At 44.4% G+C, this 19,008-nt stretch carries 21 protein-coding genes, 7 tRNA genes and 1 riboswitch; of the genes, 22 read left to right on the forward strand and 6 right to left on the reverse strand.

What is annotated here, in order from left to right; genetic code table 11:
• Window positions 1-80 precede the first annotated feature (80 nt).
• From AC4CV5_RS05430 to AC4CV5_RS05455, 6 genes are all read left to right on the forward strand, one after another.
• A tRNA-Trp gene (locus AC4CV5_RS05430) sits at window positions 81-154 on the forward strand.
• 24 nt (window positions 155-178) lie between these two features.
• Window positions 179-254: transfer RNA gene (locus AC4CV5_RS05435), tRNA-His, on the forward strand.
• A 9-nt stretch (window positions 255-263) separates the two neighbouring features.
• Window positions 264-335: transfer RNA gene (locus AC4CV5_RS05440), tRNA-Gln, on the forward strand.
• Window positions 336-383: 48 nt separating this feature from the next.
• Window positions 384-458: transfer RNA gene (locus tag AC4CV5_RS05445), tRNA-Gly, on the forward strand.
• 14 nt (window positions 459-472) lie between these two features.
• Window positions 473-561 (forward strand) — tRNA-Leu (locus tag AC4CV5_RS05450).
• Between the two features lie 280 nt (window positions 562-841).
• Window positions 842-923, forward strand: a tRNA-Leu gene (locus AC4CV5_RS05455).
• Between the two features lie 91 nt (window positions 924-1,014).
• Here the strand turns inward: AC4CV5_RS05455 and spo0M are convergent.
• Window positions 1,015-1,791, reverse strand: a complete 777-nt coding sequence (gene spo0M / locus AC4CV5_RS05460) for a sporulation control protein Spo0M (protein WP_490922220.1) — start codon at window positions 1,789-1,791, stop codon at window positions 1,015-1,017.
• Between the two features lie 138 nt (window positions 1,792-1,929).
• Here spo0M and AC4CV5_RS05465 point away from each other — a divergent pair, with 138 nt between their 5' ends.
• Window positions 1,930-2,133: a hypothetical protein gene (locus AC4CV5_RS05465; RefSeq protein WP_072566821.1), complete on the forward strand. Its 204-nt coding sequence runs from the start codon at window positions 1,930-1,932 to the stop codon at window positions 2,131-2,133.
• A 17-nt stretch (window positions 2,134-2,150) separates the two neighbouring features.
• On the opposite strand, the gene AC4CV5_RS05470 is transcribed toward AC4CV5_RS05465, so the two are convergent.
• The gene (locus tag AC4CV5_RS05470) at window positions 2,151-2,432 is read right to left on the reverse strand and encodes a spore coat protein (RefSeq protein ID WP_248602561.1); all 282 of its coding nucleotides are present in this window, start codon (window positions 2,430-2,432) and stop codon (window positions 2,151-2,153) included.
• A 125-nt stretch (window positions 2,433-2,557) separates the two neighbouring features.
• On the opposite strand from AC4CV5_RS05470, the gene AC4CV5_RS05475 reads away from it, so the two are divergent.
• The 3 genes from AC4CV5_RS05475 to AC4CV5_RS05485 all read left to right on the forward strand — a co-directional run bounded on the left by AC4CV5_RS05475 (window position 2,558) and on the right by AC4CV5_RS05485 (window position 5,658).
• A complete protein-coding gene (locus AC4CV5_RS05475; RefSeq protein ID WP_248602756.1) occupies window positions 2,558-3,250 on the forward strand; it encodes a Type 1 glutamine amidotransferase-like domain-containing protein in 693 nt (230 codons plus the stop codon).
• A gap of 68 nt (window positions 3,251-3,318) precedes the next feature.
• Window positions 3,319-3,426: riboswitch (TPP riboswitch) on the forward strand.
• A 130-nt stretch (window positions 3,427-3,556) separates the two neighbouring features.
• Entirely contained in the window at window positions 3,557-5,329 is a 1,773-nt protein-coding gene (gene thiC, locus AC4CV5_RS05480) for a phosphomethylpyrimidine synthase ThiC (RefSeq protein ID WP_326221090.1), read from the forward strand.
• Between the two features lie 131 nt (window positions 5,330-5,460).
• Entirely contained in the window at window positions 5,461-5,658 is a 198-nt protein-coding gene (locus AC4CV5_RS05485) for an FbpB family small basic protein (RefSeq protein WP_490922221.1), read from the forward strand.
• Between the two features lie 24 nt (window positions 5,659-5,682).
• Here AC4CV5_RS05485 and katA read toward each other — a convergent pair whose 3' ends face one another.
• The gene (gene katA, locus AC4CV5_RS05490) at window positions 5,683-7,134 is read right to left on the reverse strand and encodes a catalase KatA (protein ID WP_490922222.1); all 1,452 of its coding nucleotides are present in this window, start codon (window positions 7,132-7,134) and stop codon (window positions 5,683-5,685) included.
• Between the two features lie 408 nt (window positions 7,135-7,542).
• Here katA and AC4CV5_RS05495 point away from each other — a divergent pair, with 408 nt between their 5' ends.
• The 5 genes from AC4CV5_RS05495 to rpsN all read left to right on the forward strand — a co-directional run bounded on the left by AC4CV5_RS05495 (window position 7,543) and on the right by rpsN (window position 12,297).
• Window positions 7,543-8,310 (forward strand): ABC transporter ATP-binding protein, encoded by a 768-nt coding sequence (locus tag AC4CV5_RS05495; RefSeq protein ID WP_490922223.1) that lies wholly within the window; start codon window positions 7,543-7,545, stop codon window positions 8,308-8,310.
• Between the two features lie 17 nt (window positions 8,311-8,327).
• Window positions 8,328-9,326, forward strand: coding sequence for an aliphatic sulfonate ABC transporter substrate-binding protein (locus AC4CV5_RS05500; RefSeq protein ID WP_490922224.1), 999 nt, complete (start codon window positions 8,328-8,330; stop codon window positions 9,324-9,326).
• Entirely contained in the window at window positions 9,323-10,153 is an 831-nt protein-coding gene (locus AC4CV5_RS05505) for an ABC transporter permease (protein WP_490922226.1), read from the forward strand. Before AC4CV5_RS05500 ends, AC4CV5_RS05505 begins: the two co-directional genes overlap by 4 nt.
• 22 nt (window positions 10,154-10,175) lie before the next feature.
• On the forward strand, window positions 10,176-11,312 hold the full coding sequence (gene ssuD, locus AC4CV5_RS05510) for an FMNH2-dependent alkanesulfonate monooxygenase (protein WP_490922227.1): 1,137 nt from the start codon (window positions 10,176-10,178) through the stop codon (window positions 11,310-11,312).
• Between the two features lie 715 nt (window positions 11,313-12,027).
• Complete coding sequence (rpsN, locus tag AC4CV5_RS05515) at window positions 12,028-12,297, forward strand: 30S ribosomal protein S14 (protein WP_019257859.1); 270 nt, start codon at window positions 12,028-12,030, stop codon at window positions 12,295-12,297.
• 16 nt (window positions 12,298-12,313) lie between these two features.
• On the opposite strand, the gene AC4CV5_RS05520 is transcribed toward rpsN, so the two are convergent.
• Both AC4CV5_RS05520 and AC4CV5_RS05525 read right to left on the reverse strand, forming a co-directional pair.
• Window positions 12,314-12,787, reverse strand: a complete 474-nt coding sequence (locus AC4CV5_RS05520; protein WP_166853840.1) for a hypothetical protein — start codon at window positions 12,785-12,787, stop codon at window positions 12,314-12,316.
• A 1-nt stretch (window position 12,788) separates the two neighbouring features.
• On the reverse strand, window positions 12,789-12,989 hold the full coding sequence (locus AC4CV5_RS05525) for a helix-turn-helix transcriptional regulator (RefSeq protein ID WP_166854703.1): 201 nt from the start codon (window positions 12,987-12,989) through the stop codon (window positions 12,789-12,791).
• Window positions 12,990-13,183: 194 nt separating this feature from the next.
• Between AC4CV5_RS05525 and AC4CV5_RS05530 the strand changes: the two genes are divergently transcribed.
• Window positions 13,184-13,257: transfer RNA gene (locus AC4CV5_RS05530), tRNA-Gly, on the forward strand.
• 90 nt (window positions 13,258-13,347) lie between these two features.
• Here AC4CV5_RS05530 and AC4CV5_RS05535 read toward each other — a convergent pair.
• Window positions 13,348-13,971, reverse strand: coding sequence for a B3/B4 domain-containing protein (locus AC4CV5_RS05535; protein ID WP_166853839.1), 624 nt, complete (start codon window positions 13,969-13,971; stop codon window positions 13,348-13,350).
• Between the two features lie 81 nt (window positions 13,972-14,052).
• Between AC4CV5_RS05535 and queG the strand changes: the two genes are divergently transcribed.
• The 6 genes from queG (at window position 14,053) to AC4CV5_RS05565 (ending at window position 18,922) form a co-directional block, all read left to right on the forward strand.
• A complete protein-coding gene (queG, locus tag AC4CV5_RS05540; RefSeq protein WP_166853838.1) occupies window positions 14,053-15,213 on the forward strand; it encodes a tRNA epoxyqueuosine(34) reductase QueG in 1,161 nt (386 codons plus the stop codon).
• Window positions 15,214-15,281: 68 nt separating this feature from the next.
• Window positions 15,282-16,211, forward strand: a complete 930-nt coding sequence (locus tag AC4CV5_RS05545; protein ID WP_166853837.1) for an amidase domain-containing protein — start codon at window positions 15,282-15,284, stop codon at window positions 16,209-16,211.
• Between the two features lie 37 nt (window positions 16,212-16,248).
• Window positions 16,249-16,731, forward strand: coding sequence for a tRNA (uridine(34)/cytosine(34)/5-carboxymethylaminomethyluridine(34)-2'-O)-methyltransferase TrmL (gene trmL / locus AC4CV5_RS05550; RefSeq protein WP_166853836.1), 483 nt, complete (start codon window positions 16,249-16,251; stop codon window positions 16,729-16,731).
• 126 nt (window positions 16,732-16,857) lie between these two features.
• A complete protein-coding gene (locus AC4CV5_RS05555; RefSeq protein ID WP_373923939.1) occupies window positions 16,858-17,499 on the forward strand; it encodes a YhbD family protein in 642 nt (213 codons plus the stop codon).
• Window positions 17,490-18,203, forward strand: a complete 714-nt coding sequence (locus AC4CV5_RS05560) for a bactofilin family protein (RefSeq protein ID WP_166853834.1) — start codon at window positions 17,490-17,492, stop codon at window positions 18,201-18,203. Before AC4CV5_RS05555 ends, AC4CV5_RS05560 begins: the two co-directional genes overlap by 10 nt.
• 11 nt (window positions 18,204-18,214) lie before the next feature.
• Window positions 18,215-18,922, forward strand: coding sequence for a hypothetical protein (locus AC4CV5_RS05565; protein ID WP_490922229.1), 708 nt, complete (start codon window positions 18,215-18,217; stop codon window positions 18,920-18,922).
• Window positions 18,923-19,008: the final 86 nt, after the last annotated feature.

Raw genomic sequence — 19,008 nt, forward strand, 5'->3', positions numbered from 1 at the left:
CGAAGTGGCTAAACGCGGCGGACTGTAAATCCGCTCCCTCAGGGTTCGGCAGTTCGAATCTGCCCCCCTCCACCATTTATAGGGGCATAGTTTAACGGTAGAACAGAGGTCTCCAAAACCTCCGGTGTGGGTTCGATTCCTACTGCCCCTGCCAAATTTATAATATCTTGAGATTATGGCGGTTGTGGCGAAGTGGTTAACGCACCAGATTGTGGCTCTGGCACTCGTGGGTTCGATTCCCATCAATCGCCCCATATTATCATTGGGCTATAGCCAAGCGGTAAGGCAACGGACTTTGACTCCGTCATGCGTTGGTTCGAATCCAGCTAGCCCAGTCTCACTTTTTATATCAACTGCATATGATGTATTGAGTCCCTTAAGATGCGGAAGTAGTTCAGTGGTAGAACACCACCTTGCCAAGGTGGGGGTCGCGGGTTCGAATCCCGTCTTCCGCTCCAACTATACCATCCACGCCGGGGTGGTGGAATTGGCAGACACACAGGACTTAAAATCCTGCGGTAGGTGACTACCGTGCCGGTTCAAGTCCGGCCCTCGGCACCAATTTTACTTACAGGTTAAGTTGAATTGGTGTTTGTTCGTTTAAACTATAACTAATCATATTAATGATCTACTTGTGTAGATCATTTTTTTATTGCTTTGATTTATCATAAGCAGCTAAGTTCCGATACATGATCATAAAGCTGCTTGAGCCTTTATGTTTAGCTAAGTCTCTTAATACTTTTTTATTTTATATTTCCAAAAAAACTTTTTTGATATACGTTGACACTTTATAAAATCCATGATATATTTATATTCGTCGGTTAGATACGACGTAAAACTTGCCGGTGTGGCGGAATTGGCAGACGCGCACGACTCAAAATCGTGTTCCTTCTGGAGTGTCGGTTCGACCCCGACCACCGGTATACTGAAAAACCCGTTTCTTATGAAGAAACGGGTTTTTATTTTTTATATCATAGAAAGGAGCCTACCTTAATTGAGGCTCCTTTTTATCATTCACTCAGCGTATTGGTCTATGATCTCTCCTAACACCTCTTCAAGCCCTTCTGCATCTTCAAGCTCTGATTGGCTAATGCGGACGCGTACGAGCTGTTCTCCGTCATTATACATCTCTTCCAGCCATCCTCGCAGTCCTCTTGCCCTGCGGTCGACTTCGAAAATAATGTCTAAACCGTTTTCGTCTAAAAGGAAAATAAGCTCTAACTCATCGAGCATCTGACGATAGTAGCCTGATGTCGGAATGAACTCAAATTCTTGAACAAACGGAAGGCGGCGCTGGAAGTAAGGCGCTTGTTCACAGTCTGCCTCGTTAAAACGGAAGCCCAGATTTTCGATTGCTCCCAGCACACTTTCAATCCAAGGATGCGCTTCAACGAAAATGCGGTCATGGTCGGACTTATCGATACCGCCTTCGATATCAAGGTCTGTTACCACAGCGACCTCTACTTTCCCTACAGTGATCGGTGTATCAAGAGGGAGGGTGAATGAGAACGGAAATTGATGCTCTTCTCCAGGCTGAATGGTGAATGAATCAGCAACCCGTAAAGAATGAATTGTAGCATATTTCCGATGCTCTTCATCGTCTTTTACAATGACGTACCGAGTATTAAGCTGTAAATCAATATAGCGGACGTCCTGAGCGATTTTTCCGCCTTTGACATGGACAGTCCCCCGTACTTCTTCTCCTGGATAATATGCGTCTTTCTCTATAATTGTATCCACTTTTGCAGCACCAATACCAGCACTTGCCGCAAGCTTCTTAAAAAATGACATGTTAGATCTTCCCCTTTTTCTTTTTCTCAACAGATATACGTAAGAAAGAGAAAAAAGATTCGTTTGATACGTACTTTTTACCTATTATTCGTCCGGCCTAGGGACAGACTAAGAATAATATTGAAAACAAAGGAGCGGATTGAAATGGATAAAGAAAGTATGGTTGCTGATGAATTACACAGAATGTTTTTGGCTGGTGAGCTGCAAATCACGGTAGAGGAGGATATAAACAATATTTCCGAAAGGTTGAGAAACGGAGATCTCAGTTTAGACCGATTAAGCGGTGAAGACGCGTTTATAAAAGAAACTGTAAACGAGGCTTTAAGAAGAGTGGAGCAATAAAATGAAGAGACGGGATCTCAGAGATACCGTCTTTTTTGTATGACTTTGTTACAGTTCTCTGCAAGATAAAGTGAATCGATTTGAAATGGTTTATCCAGTAGCCAGCCTTTTTCCATCAGGAGGTCAGATAGTTCTCTATGCAGATGAACAGCTGCATCTAATTGATCATACAACGCTGTTCTGAGGTCGGGGTTAGTTGTTTCTGTTATTGCGACCATGTACTTTTTAATGCTGGTTTTTATTGTTGTTAAGCAAACAAGAATCATTATAGGTCTGGTAGAGACTAAGAAATCGTTCAATGGCTTCACCTCCTGTTATGTCAGGGATTTTATCTCCTAGATCTTCCTATTAAGTATTTAACCTTATATCATGCATTTATACAAAATGCTATAATGAGTAACAAATTTTTCCGGGGAGTGGGATGATGAAACAGATTATTGCAATGGATGGCCGGGGTTTTTCGATGGAGCCGGAAAATTTGGCCCTCGATCAATACATCATCAATCAATCGGAACGGAAGCCGCCTCGCATTTGTTTTTTGCCGACGGCGAGCGGTGATTCCCAAAATTATGTTCAGCGATTTTATCATGCATTTCAAACACTGGATTGTGTGCCGTCTCATTTATCCTTATTTAAGCCGCCGTCAACAGATTTAACTTCTTTTGTTATGGAAAAGGACGTGATTTATGTTGGCGGGGGGAGTACGCGGAACATGCTTGTGCTGTGGAAGGAGTGGGGGCTGGATCTTATTCTTAGAGAGGCATGGAAGAACGGTGTGATTTTAGCTGGATTAAGTGCCGGTGCGATCTGCTGGTTTGAAGAAGGGGTGACAGATTCAGCCGGACCGCTGACAAGCATGAAAAGTTTAGGTTTTTTGCAAGGGAGCTTCTGTCCTCATTATGACGGTGAAAAGGATCGGAGACCGATATACCACCAGCTGATATCTAACGAATTCTTGTGCGATGGCTATGCGGCGGACGACGGAGCGGCTCTTCATTTCATAAATGAACAGCTGTTTCAGATAGTGAGTTCAAGACAGGATGCAAAGGCATATCGGGTGATGAAGGGTGAACATGACATATCTGAAACCCCGCTGCCCGTCAGATATTTAGGGTGAATTGGCTGAATATTTTCTACATTTCTCTTTTTTTCAGATTGTTTTTATGTTAAGATGAGTGCGAAATCAATAGTTACTGGGGGTGCCCGCTTTCGGGCTGAGAGAGAAGGTAAGCTTCTTAACCCTTTGGACCTGATCTGGTTCGTACCAGCGTGGGGAAGTAGAGGAATAGCTTTTATTATTGTCGTGTGGGCAATAATATGTTTCTTTCTGACTGCAACCGGGTTCATTATTTGAATCCGGTTTTTTGTGCTGGTTATGGGCTTGATTTTGTCCTTTCAAACGAAGAGAGGGGAAGGATCAGTGATGCAAAACGATTCAGTGCAGCAAGCCAACATTTCCATTATGTCAAGTTTTTCGGGGAGCAAGAAAGTGTATGTGGAGGGTTCTACTTCGGACATCCAAGTGCCAATGAGGGAAATCGCGTTAAGTCCGACGACAGGGTCGTTCGGCGAAGAGGAAAACGCGCCTGTGCGTGTTTATGATACAAGCGGACCGTATACGGACCCTGAGGTGACCATCAATATTCAAGAAGGATTAAAGCCTCTCCGCCAAAAATGGATCACAGAGCGCGGCGATGTCGAAGAATATGAAGGACGGGCGATAAAACCAGAAGATAACGGTTATAAAAAAGCAAATCCAAACGTGAGCTACCCAGGACTAAAGCGGAAACCGCTGAGGGCGAAAGCTGGCCAAAATGTCACTCAAATGCATTATGCCAAAAAGGGGATCATTACACCTGAGATGGAGTTTATCGCAATTCGCGAGCATGTGTCTCCTGAATTTGTTAGAGATGAGGTAGCAAGCGGCCGGGCGATCATTCCTTCAAATATTAATCACCCTGAAAGTGAACCAATGATTATCGGCCGGAATTTCCATGTGAAGATTAATGCGAATATCGGGAATTCAGCGGTTACGTCATCCATTGAAGAAGAAGTGGAAAAAATGACGTGGGCCATCCGCTGGGGAGCGGATACAATGATGGATCTTTCTACCGGAAAAGACATTCATACGACGCGTGAATGGATTATCCGCAATTGCCCTGTCCCTGTGGGAACTGTTCCGATTTATCAGGCGCTTGAAAAGGTAAACGGCGTAGCGGAGGATTTAACGTGGGAGATTTATCGTGATACACTGATCGAGCAGGCAGAGCAGGGAGTGGATTATTTTACGATACACGCTGGTGTTTTGCTTCGGTATGTGCCGCTGACTGCCAAACGGACAACTGGAATCGTGTCACGCGGGGGAGCGATTATGGCGCAGTGGTGTCTGGCTCATCATCAGGAAAGCTTTCTGTATACACATTTTGAAGAAATCTGCGAAATCATGAAAACGTATGATATTGCTTTTTCTCTTGGGGATGGTCTGCGTCCCGGATCAATCGCTGATGCCAATGACGAAGCGCAGTTTGCTGAATTAGAGACGCTTGGAGAGCTGACGCAAATTGCCTGGAAGCATGATGTTCAGGTAATGATTGAGGGACCGGGGCATGTGCCGATGCATAAAATCAAAGAGAACGTCGATAAACAAATGGACATTTGTAAAGAAGCGCCTTTTTACACCTTGGGGCCGCTGACGACAGATATTGCGCCGGGCTATGACCATATTACTTCAGCGATCGGAGCGGCGATGATCGGCTGGTATGGAACAGCAATGCTTTGTTATGTAACGCCCAAGGAGCATTTGGGACTGCCAAACCGTGATGATGTTCGTGAAGGGGTCATTACATATAAAATTGCTGCGCACGCGGCAGACCTTGCCAAAGGGCATCCCGGAGCACAAATACGGGATGATGCGTTATCGAAAGCCCGCTTTGAATTCCGCTGGCGAGATCAGTTTAATCTATCCCTTGACCCGGAAAGAGCGCTTGAATATCATGATGAAACCCTGCCGGCTGAAGGAGCAAAAACCGCTCATTTCTGTTCAATGTGCGGACCGAAGTTTTGCAGCATGAGAATTTCCCAGGATATTCGGGATTATGCGAAGGACAAAGATCTTAGTGAATGGGATGCCATTCAAGAGGGGATGAAAGAAAAAGCTGAAGAATTTGTGAATCAAGGCAGCCAGCTGTATAAATAATAGATTGACAGGCAAAATGGAATACGTTTTAATATAGTCAATATACATTTCCAGTATTTGCTGATCGGGACACCGAAGGCTCTTATCTTTTAGATAAGGGCCTTTTTTGTATGAAAAAGGAGGGATCATAGATGGGAATCAAAAAAGAGAAGGGGAGAAAACGATTCAGGAAGCGAAAAACATACGGGAATCAGATTTTGCCGCTTGAGATTCTGATTGAAAAAAACAAACTAGAGATTATGAACAGCGCGGAGCTTATGGAGGAAATTTATATAAAGATTGATGAGAAGCATACGGCAGTGCGTACAAAATATAAAAAAACCCGCTAATTAAAAGCGGGTTTTGCTTTTTTATTATTCATCTTTTTTAATCGGTAATCCAAGGCCTTCTGCTACGCGTTTTCCGTATTCAGGATCTGCTTTGTAGAAATGCTCGATTTGGCGAAGTTTGATTTCTTCTTTTTCTACCGGTTTCATGGCGTTAACGATATTTTCAACAAGGCGGGCACGCTCATCCTCGCTCATTAAACGATAGAGGTCACCGGCTTGTGTGTAGTGGTCGTTGTGATCGTAGCTTACGCTGTCAGCGATTCCTTGTACCGGATATGCGGCTTGTTTATCCTCAGGTGACTCTTTCGGACCGCCGAAGCTGTTAGGCTCGTAATACACAGATCCTCCGCCATTATTGTCAAAGCGCATTTGTCCGTCACGCTGATAATTGTTCACTTCGTTTCGTGCACGGTTGATTGGCAGCGCTTGATGGTTTGCACCGACACGGTAGCGGTGTGCATCATGATAAGCAAACAGCCGGCCTTGAAGCATTTTATCAGGAGAAACATCAATACCAGGCACAAGTGTTCCAGGTGAGAATGTCGCTTGTTCTACTTCTGCAAAGTAGTTTTCTGGATTTCTGTCTAGAACCATGCGTCCGACTTCGATTAACGGATAGTCTTTTTGAGACCAAACTTTTGTGACATCAAACGGATCGAAGCGATACGTATTTGCATCTTCTAAAGGCATGATTTGCACATATAGTTTCCATGCAGGGAAATCACCGTTTTCGATCGCGTTGAATAGATCCTCTGTATGGTAATCAGGGTTTTCACCAGCAATTTTAGCAGCCGTATTGACATCAAGGTTTTTCACGCCTTGTTCTGTTTTAAAGTGATATTTAATCCATACGCCTTCGCCTTCGGCATTTGTCCATTTGAATGTATGGCTTCCGAAGCCGTGCATGTGGCGAAGTGTCGCGGGAATTCCGCGGTCTGACATCAGAATTGTCACTTGGTGCAGTGATTCTGGTGAAAGTGACCAGAAATCCCATACAGCTGTAGGGTTTTTCAAGTGTGTTTTTGGATCTCTTTTTTGTGTATGGATGAAATCAGGGAATTTAATTGCATCGCGGATGAAGAATACCGGTGTATTGTTACCGACGATGTCGTAGTTTCCTTCTTCAGTATAAAATTTAACAGCAAATCCGCGCGGGTCGCGAACTGTGTCAGCCGAGCCAAGTTCACCGGCAACTGTTGAGAAACGAATGAACAACGGTGTGCGTTTGCCGACTTCAGATAGGAAAGCGGCTTTCGTGTATTTGGTTACATCGTTTGTCACTTCAAAATATCCGTGTGCGCCTGCACCCTTGGCGTGAACGACACGTTCTGGAACACGTTCTCTGTTGAAATGGGCCAATTTTTCGAGTAAATGTACATCTTGGATTAAAGTTGGTCCGCGAGAACCGGCAGTCATCGAATTTTGATTATCTCCAACTGGAGCGCCCCAGCTAGTTGTCAGTTTATTTGAACTCATGTGATCACCTCTTGGAATTTATAAAAACATAATATCATCTCTAAGTAAAAAGTCAATATTATTTTATAATTATTATAAAATAGTTATCTATATTAAGCGATATCTAGTATTAAAAATATTGATAAACCTTGTTATAACAGCCATTAAGGGAGAATAAAGCTTTTTGAAGAAATGAATTTCTTCCTCTCTATTTGCGAAACAAGCTGAGTAAGTGATAAACAAGGATGTTAAAAATCTCGTTTAAAAAAGAGTTGACATATCGGAATAATTTGAATTAACATGATATTCAAACAAAAAAACAATTGGGCAGCTGATCGGACCGCCGAAGGCTCTCATCTCTACAAAGAACAGAGATGGGGGCCTTTTTGTTTTTTAGAAGGCGGGGTTGGCAGAAAGAGAGGGATAAAAGTGGCTGTGACCATCAGCATCAAAGAAAAGACTTTTGTTCAAGAGGGCCGCAAAACAACGGTCTTAGAGAATATTCAATTATCAATCGCACCAGGTGAATTTCTAACACTCATCGGACCGAGCGGGTGCGGAAAAAGCACTCTGTTAAAGATTATTGCAGGACTTGATTCAGATTATGACGGGAGTGTTGAAGTTAACGGACGCAGTGTAACAGCTCCGGGGATTCAGCAAGGATTTATTTTTCAGGAGCACCGCCTCTTTCCCTGGCTGACGGTTGAGCAGAATATTGCCGCCGATTTGAACTTGAAAGATCCAACAGTCAAACAAAAGGTAGATGAACTGATCGAGATTGTCAGATTGAAGGGATCGGAGAAAGCATATCCGCGCGAGCTGTCAGGCGGTATGTCACAAAGAGTCGCTATCGCACGTGCTCTTTTGCGGGAGCCTGAGGTGCTGCTTTTAGATGAACCGTTTGGTGCGCTGGACGCTTTTACTAGAAAACACCTGCAGGACGTGCTGCTGGATATATGGCGGAGGAAAAAAACAACGATGATTCTCGTTACTCATGATATAGATGAATCTGTTTATTTAGGAAATGAGCTTGCGATCCTTAAAGCCAAACCGGGGAACATCCATAAGCTGATGCCCATTCATCTGGCATATCCGCGAAACCGGACGACTCCGGATTTCCAAGCGATCAGACAGAAAGTACTGTCTGAATTCGAGAAAACAGAAGATCTAGAGTACGCTGAAGGATCAGGGATATAGAAAGGGCGGAAGCAGAAATGAAAAAAAGACTCATTGTATTGGTTACCGTTTTTTTTCTGCTGGCAGGCTGCGGAGCAAATGGAGCCAGCGGTGACAATAAACAATTGAAAGAAATTCGAATCGGTATTCAGCAAAGCTTAAGCCCGCTTTTGATTGCGAAGGAGAAAGGCTGGTTTGAAGATGCATTTGAAAAAGAAGGCATCAAAGTGAAATGGGTGGAGTTTCAAAGCGGTCCGCCCCAATTTGAAGGCCTTGCGGCAGACAAACTTGATTTTTCTCAAGTCGGCAATTCGCCTGTGATCTCAGGACAGGCGGCAGGCATTGATTTTAAAGAAATCGGTTTATCTCAGGACGGTTTGAAAGCGAACGGCATCCTTGTGAATCCAGACAGCGGCATTCAGGACGTCAAGGACTTAATGGGAAAAAAAATTGCAGTTGCCAAAGGCAGCAGCGGTTTTGATTTTCTGTATAAAGCACTTGATCAAGCGGGATTGACAGCTAATGATGTGACGATCATTCAGCTTCAGCCTGATGAAGCGGCCTCCGCGTTTGAAAACGGATCTGTTGATGCCTGGTCCATTTGGGAGCCGTACTTGTCTTTAGAAACAATCAAACACGGAGCAAAAATCCTTGTGAACGGGGAAAGCACAGATTTATATTCACCCGGATTTACTTTAGTAAGAACAAAGTTTGCGGAAGGGCACCCGGACGAAGTGGTCCGTTTTCTGAAGGTCTTTAATAAGGCTGTTGTGTGGCAAAAGGAACATCTGGATGAATCCGCTGACTTGTATGCAGACATTAAAGATCTCGATAAAAAGGTCGTCGAAAATGTGCTGAAAAATACTGAGCCTCTGAATGAGGTCATCAGTGACGACATTGTGAAAGCGCAGCAGGAGACAGCAGATTTTCAATATCGAACGAAGGCGATAGACAAGAAGATTGATGTGAAAGAGGTTGTAGATAACACATTTATTAAAAAAGCATTAAAGGAAAATTCCTCCGGAGGTGATCAATGATGAAAGCAGAGGCTGCAGGCTCGCTGCCGAAGACGAATGCGGAAGCGGTGCGAAAAAAGCCCGGAAGGATAAAATACGGCTGGATGAAGGGACTTTTGCTGCCCGCTGTCATCATCGCCATTTGGCAGATCATTGGCGGCCTTGGAATTATGTCCGCTACAGTGCTGCCCACACCCGTTGCAATCGTCCTGACGTTTAAAGAGCTTATTTTGTCCGGTGAGCTGTTCGGCCATCTGCAAATCAGTATCTATCGGGCGGCGCTTGGTTTTTTGCTTGGCGCGGGGCTTGGCTTGATGATCGGGATTTTGGCCGGATTCTCCAAACGGACGGAGCTTTATCTTGATCCGTCATTGCAAATGCTCAGAACCGTTCCCCATCTGGCGGTCACGCCGCTGTTTATTTTATGGTTCGGTTTTGATGAGGTATCTAAAATTTTGCTGATTGCGCTCGGCGCTTTCTTTCCTGTCTATATCAATACATTTAACGGCATCCGTGGGGTTGACGCGAAGCTGTTTGAAGTCGCCCGGGTGCTTGAATTTAAATGGCATCAGCAGATTTCCAAAGTGATATTGCCGGCATCCCTGCCGAATATACTGCTCGGCATTCGCTTATCGCTCGGCATTGCATGGCTCGGACTTGTTGTAGCAGAGCTGATGGGCTCAAGCTCAGGAGTCGGTTATATGATCATGGATGCTAGACAGTTTTCACAAACGAACAAAGTGTTTGCTGGGATTATCATTTTTGCAGTGGTTGGAAAGCTCACGGATTCCTTTGTCAGGCTGCTTGAACAAAAACTATTAAAGTGGAGAAACAGTTACGAAGGGTAATATACGTGAAAGGGAGATGGAAATGGAAATTCTTTGGTTTATACCGACTCATGGAGACGCGAGATATTTAGGATCTGAAAGCGATGGACGGACTGCGGATCATCTTTATTTTAAACAAGTGGCGCAGGCGGCTGACAGGCTGGGGTATACGGGTGTTCTTCTGCCCACGGGAAGATCGTGCGAGGATCCGTGGCTTACAGCATCGGCTTTGGCAGGAGAAACAAAGGACTTAAAGTTTTTAGTCGCAGTAAGACCCGGTTTAATGCAGCCTTCTTTAGCAGCCAGAATGACGTCCACCTTAGACCGCATTTCAGACGGCCGGCTGCTGATCAATGTTGTGGCAGGAGGCGATCCGTACGAATTGGCTGGAGATGGCCTGTTTATCAGCCATGATGAACGCTATGAAGCGACAGACGAGTTTTTAACCGTTTGGCGGAGACTTTTGCAGGGTGAAACGGTTTCCTATGAAGGAAATCATATAAAAGTGGAAAACAGCAATCTGCTCTTCCCGCCGCAGCAAGCGCCGCATCCGCCTATCTATTTCGGAGGATCGTCACAGGCAGGGATTGAAGCTGCGGCAAAGCATACTGATGTGTATTTAACATGGGGCGAGCCGCCTGAACAAGTAAAAGAAAAGATTGAGAGAGTCAAAAAGCAGGCGGAAAAAGAGGGGAGATCCGTTCGATTCGGCATTAGGCTGCATGTCATTGCCCGTGAAACCGAACAAGAGGCTTGGGAAGCGGCTGAACGCTTGATCAGCCACTTAGATGATGACACCATTGCCAAAGCACAGGCAGCTTTGAGCCGTTACGATTCTTCAGGCCAGCAGCGGATGGCCGTCCTTCATCAAGGCGATCGGTCGAAGCTTGAAATCAGTCCGAATCTGTGGGCGGGGATCGGCCTGGTAAGAGGCGGAGCAGGAACAGCTCTTGTCGGTGATCCGCAGACGATTGCTGACCGGATAGCGGAATACCAGGCACTCGGCATAGAATCGTTTATTTTCTCGGGCTATCCGCATTTAGAAGAAGCGTATTATTTTGCAGAGCTTGTGTTTCCGCTTTTGCCTTTTGAAAATGAACGGACGAGAAAGCTTCAGAACAAAAGGGGTGAAGCCGTCGGGAACACTTATTTTGTCAAAGAAAAAAATGAGTCGGTTTAAGTAAAACACAGCCCCCGAACATGGTATTCAAAAAAGGGGGCTGTTATTCTGAACACATTGATAAGCCATCAGTCATTTGCCTGTTAGCTATGCTGTGAGCATGCGGATATTCAAAGCAGACGGAAATCAAAGCGGGCGGACATATCAGGTTTTGAAAAAACAGAATGACTGTTGCAGCTTCACAGGATTCACTGCTGATAATATCAGTGAAGGTATTTCTCCAGCTGGGAACATTATCAAAATGGAGAGCTTGTTAGAGATTGGTCCGGTAAGTGCAGATTATTCAGAGGAAAAACCCGATACATAACAATTTGTTTATTTTGAAATGAAGAGGGAGACGGAAAGAATAAACGCAACACTGTTCATTTTGGCATTGCGGATAAACAGGGAAATGCGCGGCCAGTTCATCGGTGAAACGTAATGATAGCGCAACAGAGGAAATGACTCAGAATATTTCATCGCGGAACCGACTTTTTCTAGAGACCTGTTTTGATCGGCAGCAGTATAAAAGGGACGGGCGAGCCCGTGCACCCCATCTGAATATAAAAAAGAGCTTATTAAGCATTAAGATGCCTTACCCTATGATGTAGAATTGCATCATTAGAAATGGGCAGCTTCAGGCAGTTGTTTTACAAAGCGTTATGCTTGCTTTTATGTATGGTGCATGATACATTTTAAATCGTAATAATTTCGATTTAAAAAAGGAGGCTACGTCTTGGCTAAAAAATCAAAAGTGGCAAAAGAGTTAAAACGCCAACAGCTTGTTGAACAATACGCTGCTATTAGACGCGAGTTAAAAGAAAAAGGAGATTACGAGGCACTCAGCAAGCTGCCGAGAGATTCTGCACCGGGAAGGCTCCATAATCGCTGCATGGTAACGGGGCGCCCGAGAGGATATATGAGGAAATTTAAAATGTCCAGAATCGCTTTTAGGGAGCTGGCACATAAAGGCCAGATTCCCGGTGTCAAAAAAGCAAGCTGGTAAGAAAAACTCCGGCCGCTTATAGCGCGCCGGAGTTTTTTTCGTTTTTCTTGAAAGAGATGACGTAGGATAGGTGCTGGATGATCATGATGACAAACACAATAATAATAGGGAAAAATGGAACACGGGACTGAAACAGCGGATAAAAAATGAGAAGAACCGCTGCGGCAGGTAGCGAGAAGTAGACGGCGATATATGATGCGCGGCATGCTTTTGCCGTCATCATCTGCTCTCTTTCATCCTGCTCTTCAAACTCATCAGGCAGAAGAAGCTTTTTTGAAGCAGGGCGGCTTTTCTTCTGTAAGTACAAATAAACCGCAGACGCCGCAACAAACAGAATAAAGGGAGTGAGGTTTAATTCAAACACCATCTCGCCGCTCTTTGTGCGGAAAAAGGATGCAATGCCTTCTGAAGCTTCAAAGTATGCAATTAACGTCCAGCATGCAAGGCCAAATAAAACAAGTTGAAAAGCTGCTTTTGTTTTCATGCTCATCTTAGTTTTCCTCCTCTAACCAAAAGACATCCTCCATTTTCATGGAGAAGGCTTTGCAGATTTTCAGTGCTAACAACAGTGAGGGAACATAATCACCTTTTTCGATAGCTGCCACAGTCTGTCTTGTGGCGCCGACCGTTTCTCCGAGTTTTTCCTGAGAATAGCCGAAGCGTGCCCTTAGCTCTTTTACTTTATTTTTCATCATGACGTCTGTCCCCTTCACATTCTCGATTAATTATATTGTATACTATACTTAACATTATGTAAATGTGACTTAACATCTTTACAAAAAGAAAACTTTTTTTCGACAAAATTTTTATATTCCCTTGACGAAAAAATAATAAACGTGTAATATTAGACAAGTCAGAGCGGTAATGTTACTGACAAAACACAAATGCGGGTGTAGTTTAGTGGTAAAACCTCAGCCTTCCAAGCTGATGTCGTGAGTTCGATTCTCATCACCCGCTCCATACATACGTTATTAACGCAGTGTTTCGTTTCTTAGATAAACGAAGTATTGCGTTTTTTTATGTGAAAAAGAACACGTCACTCGTGTTCTTTTACGTAAGCCAATGTACTGTATGGGCTCCGCCGTGAATTTGTTCAAACATTTTCGTTAATGATGATAAGAGTTTAACAGCGCTGCTTTTTTCAATGGATGGCGGAAAAAAAATGATTTGCAGCATGTTCTTGGTCTCGTTTGAAACGGGATAGCGATTGATGTTGTTTTTTAAATCGCCAAATATGCCGTTTTCATCAGAGAAAAGCAGGATGTTTTCTTTTTCTCCCAATGAGATTCGGACTGGCTCATGAAGCTTGCCGGCATCATAAATCATAATGGGCAGAGAATATTTTAATGCGAAAAAATCGATGGTGTCATGGGCTGAATCCTTGCTTTCCATGAATTGTTCTGTGGATATCGGGATCAGCATGTCCTCCATTGGGGTTGTTTCTCCCTCAAATGAAGGGTTAAGCTGTTTAAAGAGTTCCCGCCATTCCTTGACGAAGGATTCATCGGATATTCCGCCGTCAGCATAATCGAAAAACAGGGATTCTTGAAATAGGCGAAGCCTGCCTTTCAGCATTTGTGGAGAGGAGCCGACTTCGATATTCTTATAAATCACAGCCGCCGCATGTAAGCCGGCTGCGCGTTCGGTAATTACAGAATCAAGTTTGATATTCATTTGCAATCACTCCATTACGGGATATCAACCTATTATAAACGCTGTATCGTTTTATCACAAAGAAAGGAGGCTGTGCAAAACATGAACGTTTATCAGCTCAAAGAAGAATTAATTGAATACGCGAAAAGCATTGGCGTGGACAAGATTGGTTTTACGACCGCCGATACTTTTGACAGTTTAAAAGACCGTTTGATTCTTCAAGAATCACTCGGCTATCTCTCCGGCTTTGAAGAGCCAGATATCGAGAAAAGGGTGACGCCGAAGCTGCTTTTGCCAAAAGCGAAATCAATTGTGGCGATTGCTCTCGCATATCCTTCGAGAATGAAGGATGCGCCGAGAAGCACGAGAACTGAGCGCAGAGGCATTTTTTGCAGAGCCTCCTGGGGCAAAGACTATCACGATGTGCTGAGGGAAAAGCTCGATCTGCTGGAGGAATTTCTGAGAAGCAAGCATGAGGATATCAGAACAAAGTCAATGGTTGATACAGGCGAATTGTCTGATCGGGCAGTTGCAGAGCGGGCCGGCATCGGCTTCAGTGCGAAAAACTGTATGATTACAACGCCTGAGTACGGCTCTTATGTGTATTTGGCAGAAATGATTACAAATATACCTTTTGAGCCTGATGTGCCGATTGAAGATATGTGCGGGTCCTGCACGAAATGTCTGGACGCCTGTCCGACGGGAGCACTTGTTAATCCGGGGCAGCTGAATGCACAGCGCTGCATCTCTTTTCTGACCCAGACGAAAGGATTTTTGCCTGATGAATTCCGGACAAAGATTGGAAACCGCCTGTATGGGTGCGACACGTGTCAAACCGTGTGTCCTCTCAATAAAGGGAAGGACTTTCATCTTCATCCGGAAATGGAGCCTGACCCTGAGATAGCCAAACCGTTATTGAAGCCGCTCTTGACCATCAGCAACCGTGAATTTAAGGAGAAATTCGGACATGTCTCAGGTTCCTGGCGCGGGAAAAAGCCGATTCAGCGTAACGCCATTCTCGCCCTTGCCCACTTTAAGGATGCTTCCGCACTGCCTGAATTGACGGATCTGATGCATAAGGACCCGCGTCCTGTTATCAGAGGAACAGCTGCATGGGCGATCGGTAAAATCGGAGACCCCGCATACGCGGAAGAGCTTGAAAAAGCGTTGGAAAAAGAGAAGGATGAAGAGGCAAAGCTGGAAATTGAAAAAGGAATTGATTTGCTAAAAGCTTCAGGCATGACTAAACAAGGTCTGTCCTGACATACGTATAGAACAGAAGGAAAAAAACACTTGAGATGTATCCAAGTGTTTTTTCTTTATAAAAAAGTATGGCGGGTGGGGTGAGCTTGAAGCACATTTTAGAACAATTAGCGGAGGAGCGGCTGAGCTATCTGGTTAACGGGCATGCTATGAGACAGGAATCTGAAGTCGGAGACCTTGAAGTCATGGAGCGAAAGAAGAAGCTTCTGGATAAACGTAAAGTTGACATCATAAAAGCGAAAGCAAAGGCCGTCATCGGTCATGTGCGGATTGAGGATGACGGAACGACTTGCCTTACGTATACCATCCATTACGAATACGTGTGTAAGGAACGGGACGACAGCTTGTATATGGAAGAGCACATAGAGGAGCGGATGGCTTTCCTTTATGATCATATTTTGATTAGTGACCAGGAAATTACGAAAAAGCCGGCTGGATTTCATGAAGGGACCAGTATTATTGACTATTCTCAAGAGGAAAGGGAAGAGTTTGGCAGGGCCTTTCAATACGATCGTCTCGGCGCTGTGCAATATGCCGAGAAATTTTGGAACAAGCGCAACCCGGCTTATAAAAATTTCAGCGATAACTGCACGAATTTTATTTCTCAGTGTCTTCATGCGGGAGGCGCACCGATGCGAGGCCATCCGAACAGAGGGTCAGGCTGGTGGATGAAACAAAACTCATGGAGTTACAGCTGGACGGTGGCTCATTCTATGAAAATGTATTTGTCGAATTCAAAGGCCGGCCTGCGTGCGGTGCGGGTGAAATCCGCGGAAGAGCTGAGGCCTGGCGATGTGATTTGCTATGACTTTGAAGGAGACGGCAGGTTTAATCATACAACGATTGTTGTGGCGAAGGACAAAGGCAATATGCCGCTTGTCAACGCCCAGTCCTATGACAGCCGGATGAGGTATTGGTCATACGAGGATTCTACGGCATATACGCCGTCTATACGATATGCATTTTTTCATATCGTTGATGATACGACAAAAGAGTAATTAATGATATAATGATGGGCGGATAAGAAAAACAGAGGTGAACATTGTGGCATTACATGTCGTTTTATATCAACCAGAAATTCCCGCCAATACAGGGAATATTGCACGTACTTGTGCAGCAACTAATACAACGCTCCATCTGATTCGTCCGCTCGGCTTTTCTACGGATGATAAAATGCTGAAGCGTGCCGGACTCGATTATTGGGAGTTTGTTAACGTTGTGTATCATGATTCTTTAGAGGAATTGTTTGAGGAATATCAAAAAGGCCAGTTTTTCTTTATCACGAAATTCGGCCAGCAGCCTCATACATCGTTTGATTACACTGATCTTAACGAGGATTATTTCTTCGTATTCGGAAGAGAAACAAGTGGTTTGCCAAAGGATTTAATTCAAAATAACATGGACCGCTGCCTGCGTCTCCCGATGACAGAGCACGTTAGATCGTTAAACCTGTCCAACACTGCGGCGATTCTCGTTTATGAAGCGCTGCGCCAGCAAAATTACCGTGATTTAAAATAGCAAAAAAATCCGCTCATCAATGATGGGCGGATTTTTTTTATGTGATTTGAGATGCTGTGTTTTGTTTTTGGGCTTAACAACGTAACAGTGTTATGTTACAATGTATCCATCGAAGGAGCTGGACTTATGGAAGAACAATTAATCTCTAAAAAAGAATTACTTGAAAAAACATCGATTTCTTACGGTCAGCTGTATCGGTGGAAGCGGAAGAACTTAATTCCTGAGGAATGGTTTATTCGCAAGTCCACATTTACAGGGCAAGAGACGTTTTTTCCGAGAGAGGATATTTTAAAACGCATTTCAATGATTCAAAAGATGAAGGAAAATTTATCACTGGATGAAATGAGGGAAATGCTGTCGCCGAAAATGAAGGATGTCAGCATGACCGCTGATGATTTGATTCATAAAGGTTTGATTTCAAGGACTGCTCTTGATGTCTTTTCAGAAGGCGGCGGGAATTCGGTTTTTTCTTCGCGAGATCTGCTTTCGCTGTATGTGCTTGAAGGGCTGCTGCAGTCTGGAAATGTCAGTCTGGCAGAAGCGAAAATGGCTGCAGAGGTGTTAAAGCAGTATGATACTGAAGAGCTCAAGAAACAGACGGAGCTGATTGTGCTGCGTAAGCTCGGTGTTACAACCTGTTTTATAGCGGCTGCAGCGGACAGCATTCTGTTTGAATCATCCGTTAAGATTGTGGAACGGGTAGATTTAGAAAAGGCGTCAGAGGAATTAAAAACAACATATATGCAGGAGGGCCATCAATGGATGTAATGGAAAAGCTGGTGATAAACGGATCAGGAAGTTCAAAGGGAGGAACATTTCAATCAGTTGAAATTAACGGCAGCGGAACAGTGGCCGGAGACGTAGAGTGTGACACTTTTTCTTTTAATGGAACCGGAAAAGCTGACGGCAGCGTCAAAGCGAAAACGGTAACCATCAGCGGTTCAGGAAAGATACATGGAGACGTTGAAGCAGAATCTATTCGGATTAACGGAACAGGTTTTATCCAAGGAGAGGTATCCTCAAAACAATTGAAAATCGCTGGATCATCAACATTTGGCGGCACAGTCAAGGCTGATGGCATTGTCATTAGCGGAAAAGCGGTCATGGAAGCCGATTGTGAAACGGAAACCTTTCAATCAGAAGGGAAATGCAAAGTCAGCGGGCTTTTGAACGCTGACGAGGTGACCATTAAGCTTTCTGCCGGGGAAAGTTATGTGCGGGAAATCGGATGCCGCCATCTTCAAGTAACCGGCAGAAAAGGAATGCTGACATTGCTTAGACTGATGCCGCAGCCTGTTTTAACGGCTGAACTGATCGAAGGTGATGTAATTGAACTGACAAATACAAAGGCGAAAACCGTACGAGGAAATAAAGTGAAAATCGGTCCGGATTGCCAGATTGAAACTGTTGAATACAGCGGGGACTATACTTGTGATCCGAGCGCATCGGTAGTAACCTGCACGAAGATGTGAGGAGGATCGTAATGGAGACAACAAAACTGGTAAATTTAAAATTATATGGCGCCGGACACGCTACAGGCGGCGCATACCACCATGTCAGCATCAAAGGTGAAGGTGTGATTGGTGAAGGGCTGTCTGCTGCGGGCTGCCGCATATTCGGAACAGGCCTTTTTCTCGGGAAAGCAGAGACTGAGCGGCTGCGTGTGCACGGAGAAAGTGAGTTTAAAGGCAACCTGACAGCCGGCATAATCAATATTTACGGTACAATGAAAGTCAGCGGCTCACTTCAATTTGATCGATTCAATCTGAAAGGCCTGACTGAAATTTGCGGGAATGTGACTGGAGAATCATGCGGTGTGAAAGGGAAGCTAAGCGTTAAAGGTGATTGTGAAACGGAAATGTTCCATGTCACAGGCTGCGTTGATGTATCAGGTTTATTAAATGCGGGTGATACCAAGCTTGAATTATGCCATGATGTAAGCCATGTGCGGGAAATCGGCGGAACAACCATTACAGTGAAAAGACGCGCGAGCTTTTTTAACCGGAAGAAAGTAAAATTGATTGCCGACGTCATAGAAGGAGATCAGGTTTATTTGGAGAACACCGAGGCGGCAGTTGTCAGGGGAAAAGAAGTGGTCGTTGGGCCGGGCTGCAGCATCGGAACAATTGAGTACAAAAACAAATACCGATGCGATCATCATTCAAAGATAAAAGAAAGTATAAAACTGTAAAACAATGTTCTGTTATACAAAAAGGTGCTCTTATGAGGAGCACCCTTTTTTATTGTTTTCCCGGCTTGCTTTCGTACCCTGCAGTA

The sequence above is a fragment of the Bacillus sp. NS1 genome, assembly GCF_058248265.1.

Bases quoted from the DNA above. Each gene is read 5' to 3' on its own strand.
- spo0M (WP_490922220.1), bottom strand. From the start codon at position 1,791: ATGTCATTTTTTAAGAAGCTTGCGGCAAGTGCTGGTATTGGTGCTGCA.
- AC4CV5_RS05475 (WP_248602756.1), top strand. From the start codon at position 2,558: ATGAAACAGATTATTGCAATGGATGGCCGGGGTTTTTCGATGGAGCCG.
- thiC (WP_326221090.1), top strand. From the start codon at position 3,557: ATGCAAAACGATTCAGTGCAGCAAGCCAACATTTCCATTATGTCAAGT.
- AC4CV5_RS05485 (WP_490922221.1), top strand. From the start codon at position 5,461: ATGGGAATCAAAAAAGAGAAGGGGAGAAAACGATTCAGGAAGCGAAAA.
- katA (WP_490922222.1), bottom strand. From the start codon at position 7,134: ATGAGTTCAAATAAACTGACAACTAGCTGGGGCGCTCCAGTTGGAGAT.
- AC4CV5_RS05500 (WP_490922224.1), top strand. From the start codon at position 8,328: ATGAAAAAAAGACTCATTGTATTGGTTACCGTTTTTTTTCTGCTGGCA.
- AC4CV5_RS05505 (WP_490922226.1), top strand. From the start codon at position 9,323: ATGATGAAAGCAGAGGCTGCAGGCTCGCTGCCGAAGACGAATGCGGAA.
- ssuD (WP_490922227.1), top strand. From the start codon at position 10,176: ATGGAAATTCTTTGGTTTATACCGACTCATGGAGACGCGAGATATTTA.
- AC4CV5_RS05520 (WP_166853840.1), bottom strand. From the start codon at position 12,787: ATGAGCATGAAAACAAAAGCAGCTTTTCAACTTGTTTTATTTGGCCTT.
- AC4CV5_RS05525 (WP_166854703.1), bottom strand. From the start codon at position 12,989: ATGAAAAATAAAGTAAAAGAGCTAAGGGCACGCTTCGGCTATTCTCAG.
- AC4CV5_RS05535 (WP_166853839.1), bottom strand. From the start codon at position 13,971: ATGAATATCAAACTTGATTCTGTAATTACCGAACGCGCAGCCGGCTTA.
- queG (WP_166853838.1), top strand. From the start codon at position 14,053: ATGAACGTTTATCAGCTCAAAGAAGAATTAATTGAATACGCGAAAAGC.
- AC4CV5_RS05545 (WP_166853837.1), top strand. From the start codon at position 15,282: ATGGCGGGTGGGGTGAGCTTGAAGCACATTTTAGAACAATTAGCGGAG.
- AC4CV5_RS05555 (WP_373923939.1), top strand. From the start codon at position 16,858: ATGGAAGAACAATTAATCTCTAAAAAAGAATTACTTGAAAAAACATCG.
- AC4CV5_RS05560 (WP_166853834.1), top strand. From the start codon at position 17,490: ATGGATGTAATGGAAAAGCTGGTGATAAACGGATCAGGAAGTTCAAAG.
- AC4CV5_RS05565 (WP_490922229.1), top strand. From the start codon at position 18,215: ATGGAGACAACAAAACTGGTAAATTTAAAATTATATGGCGCCGGACAC.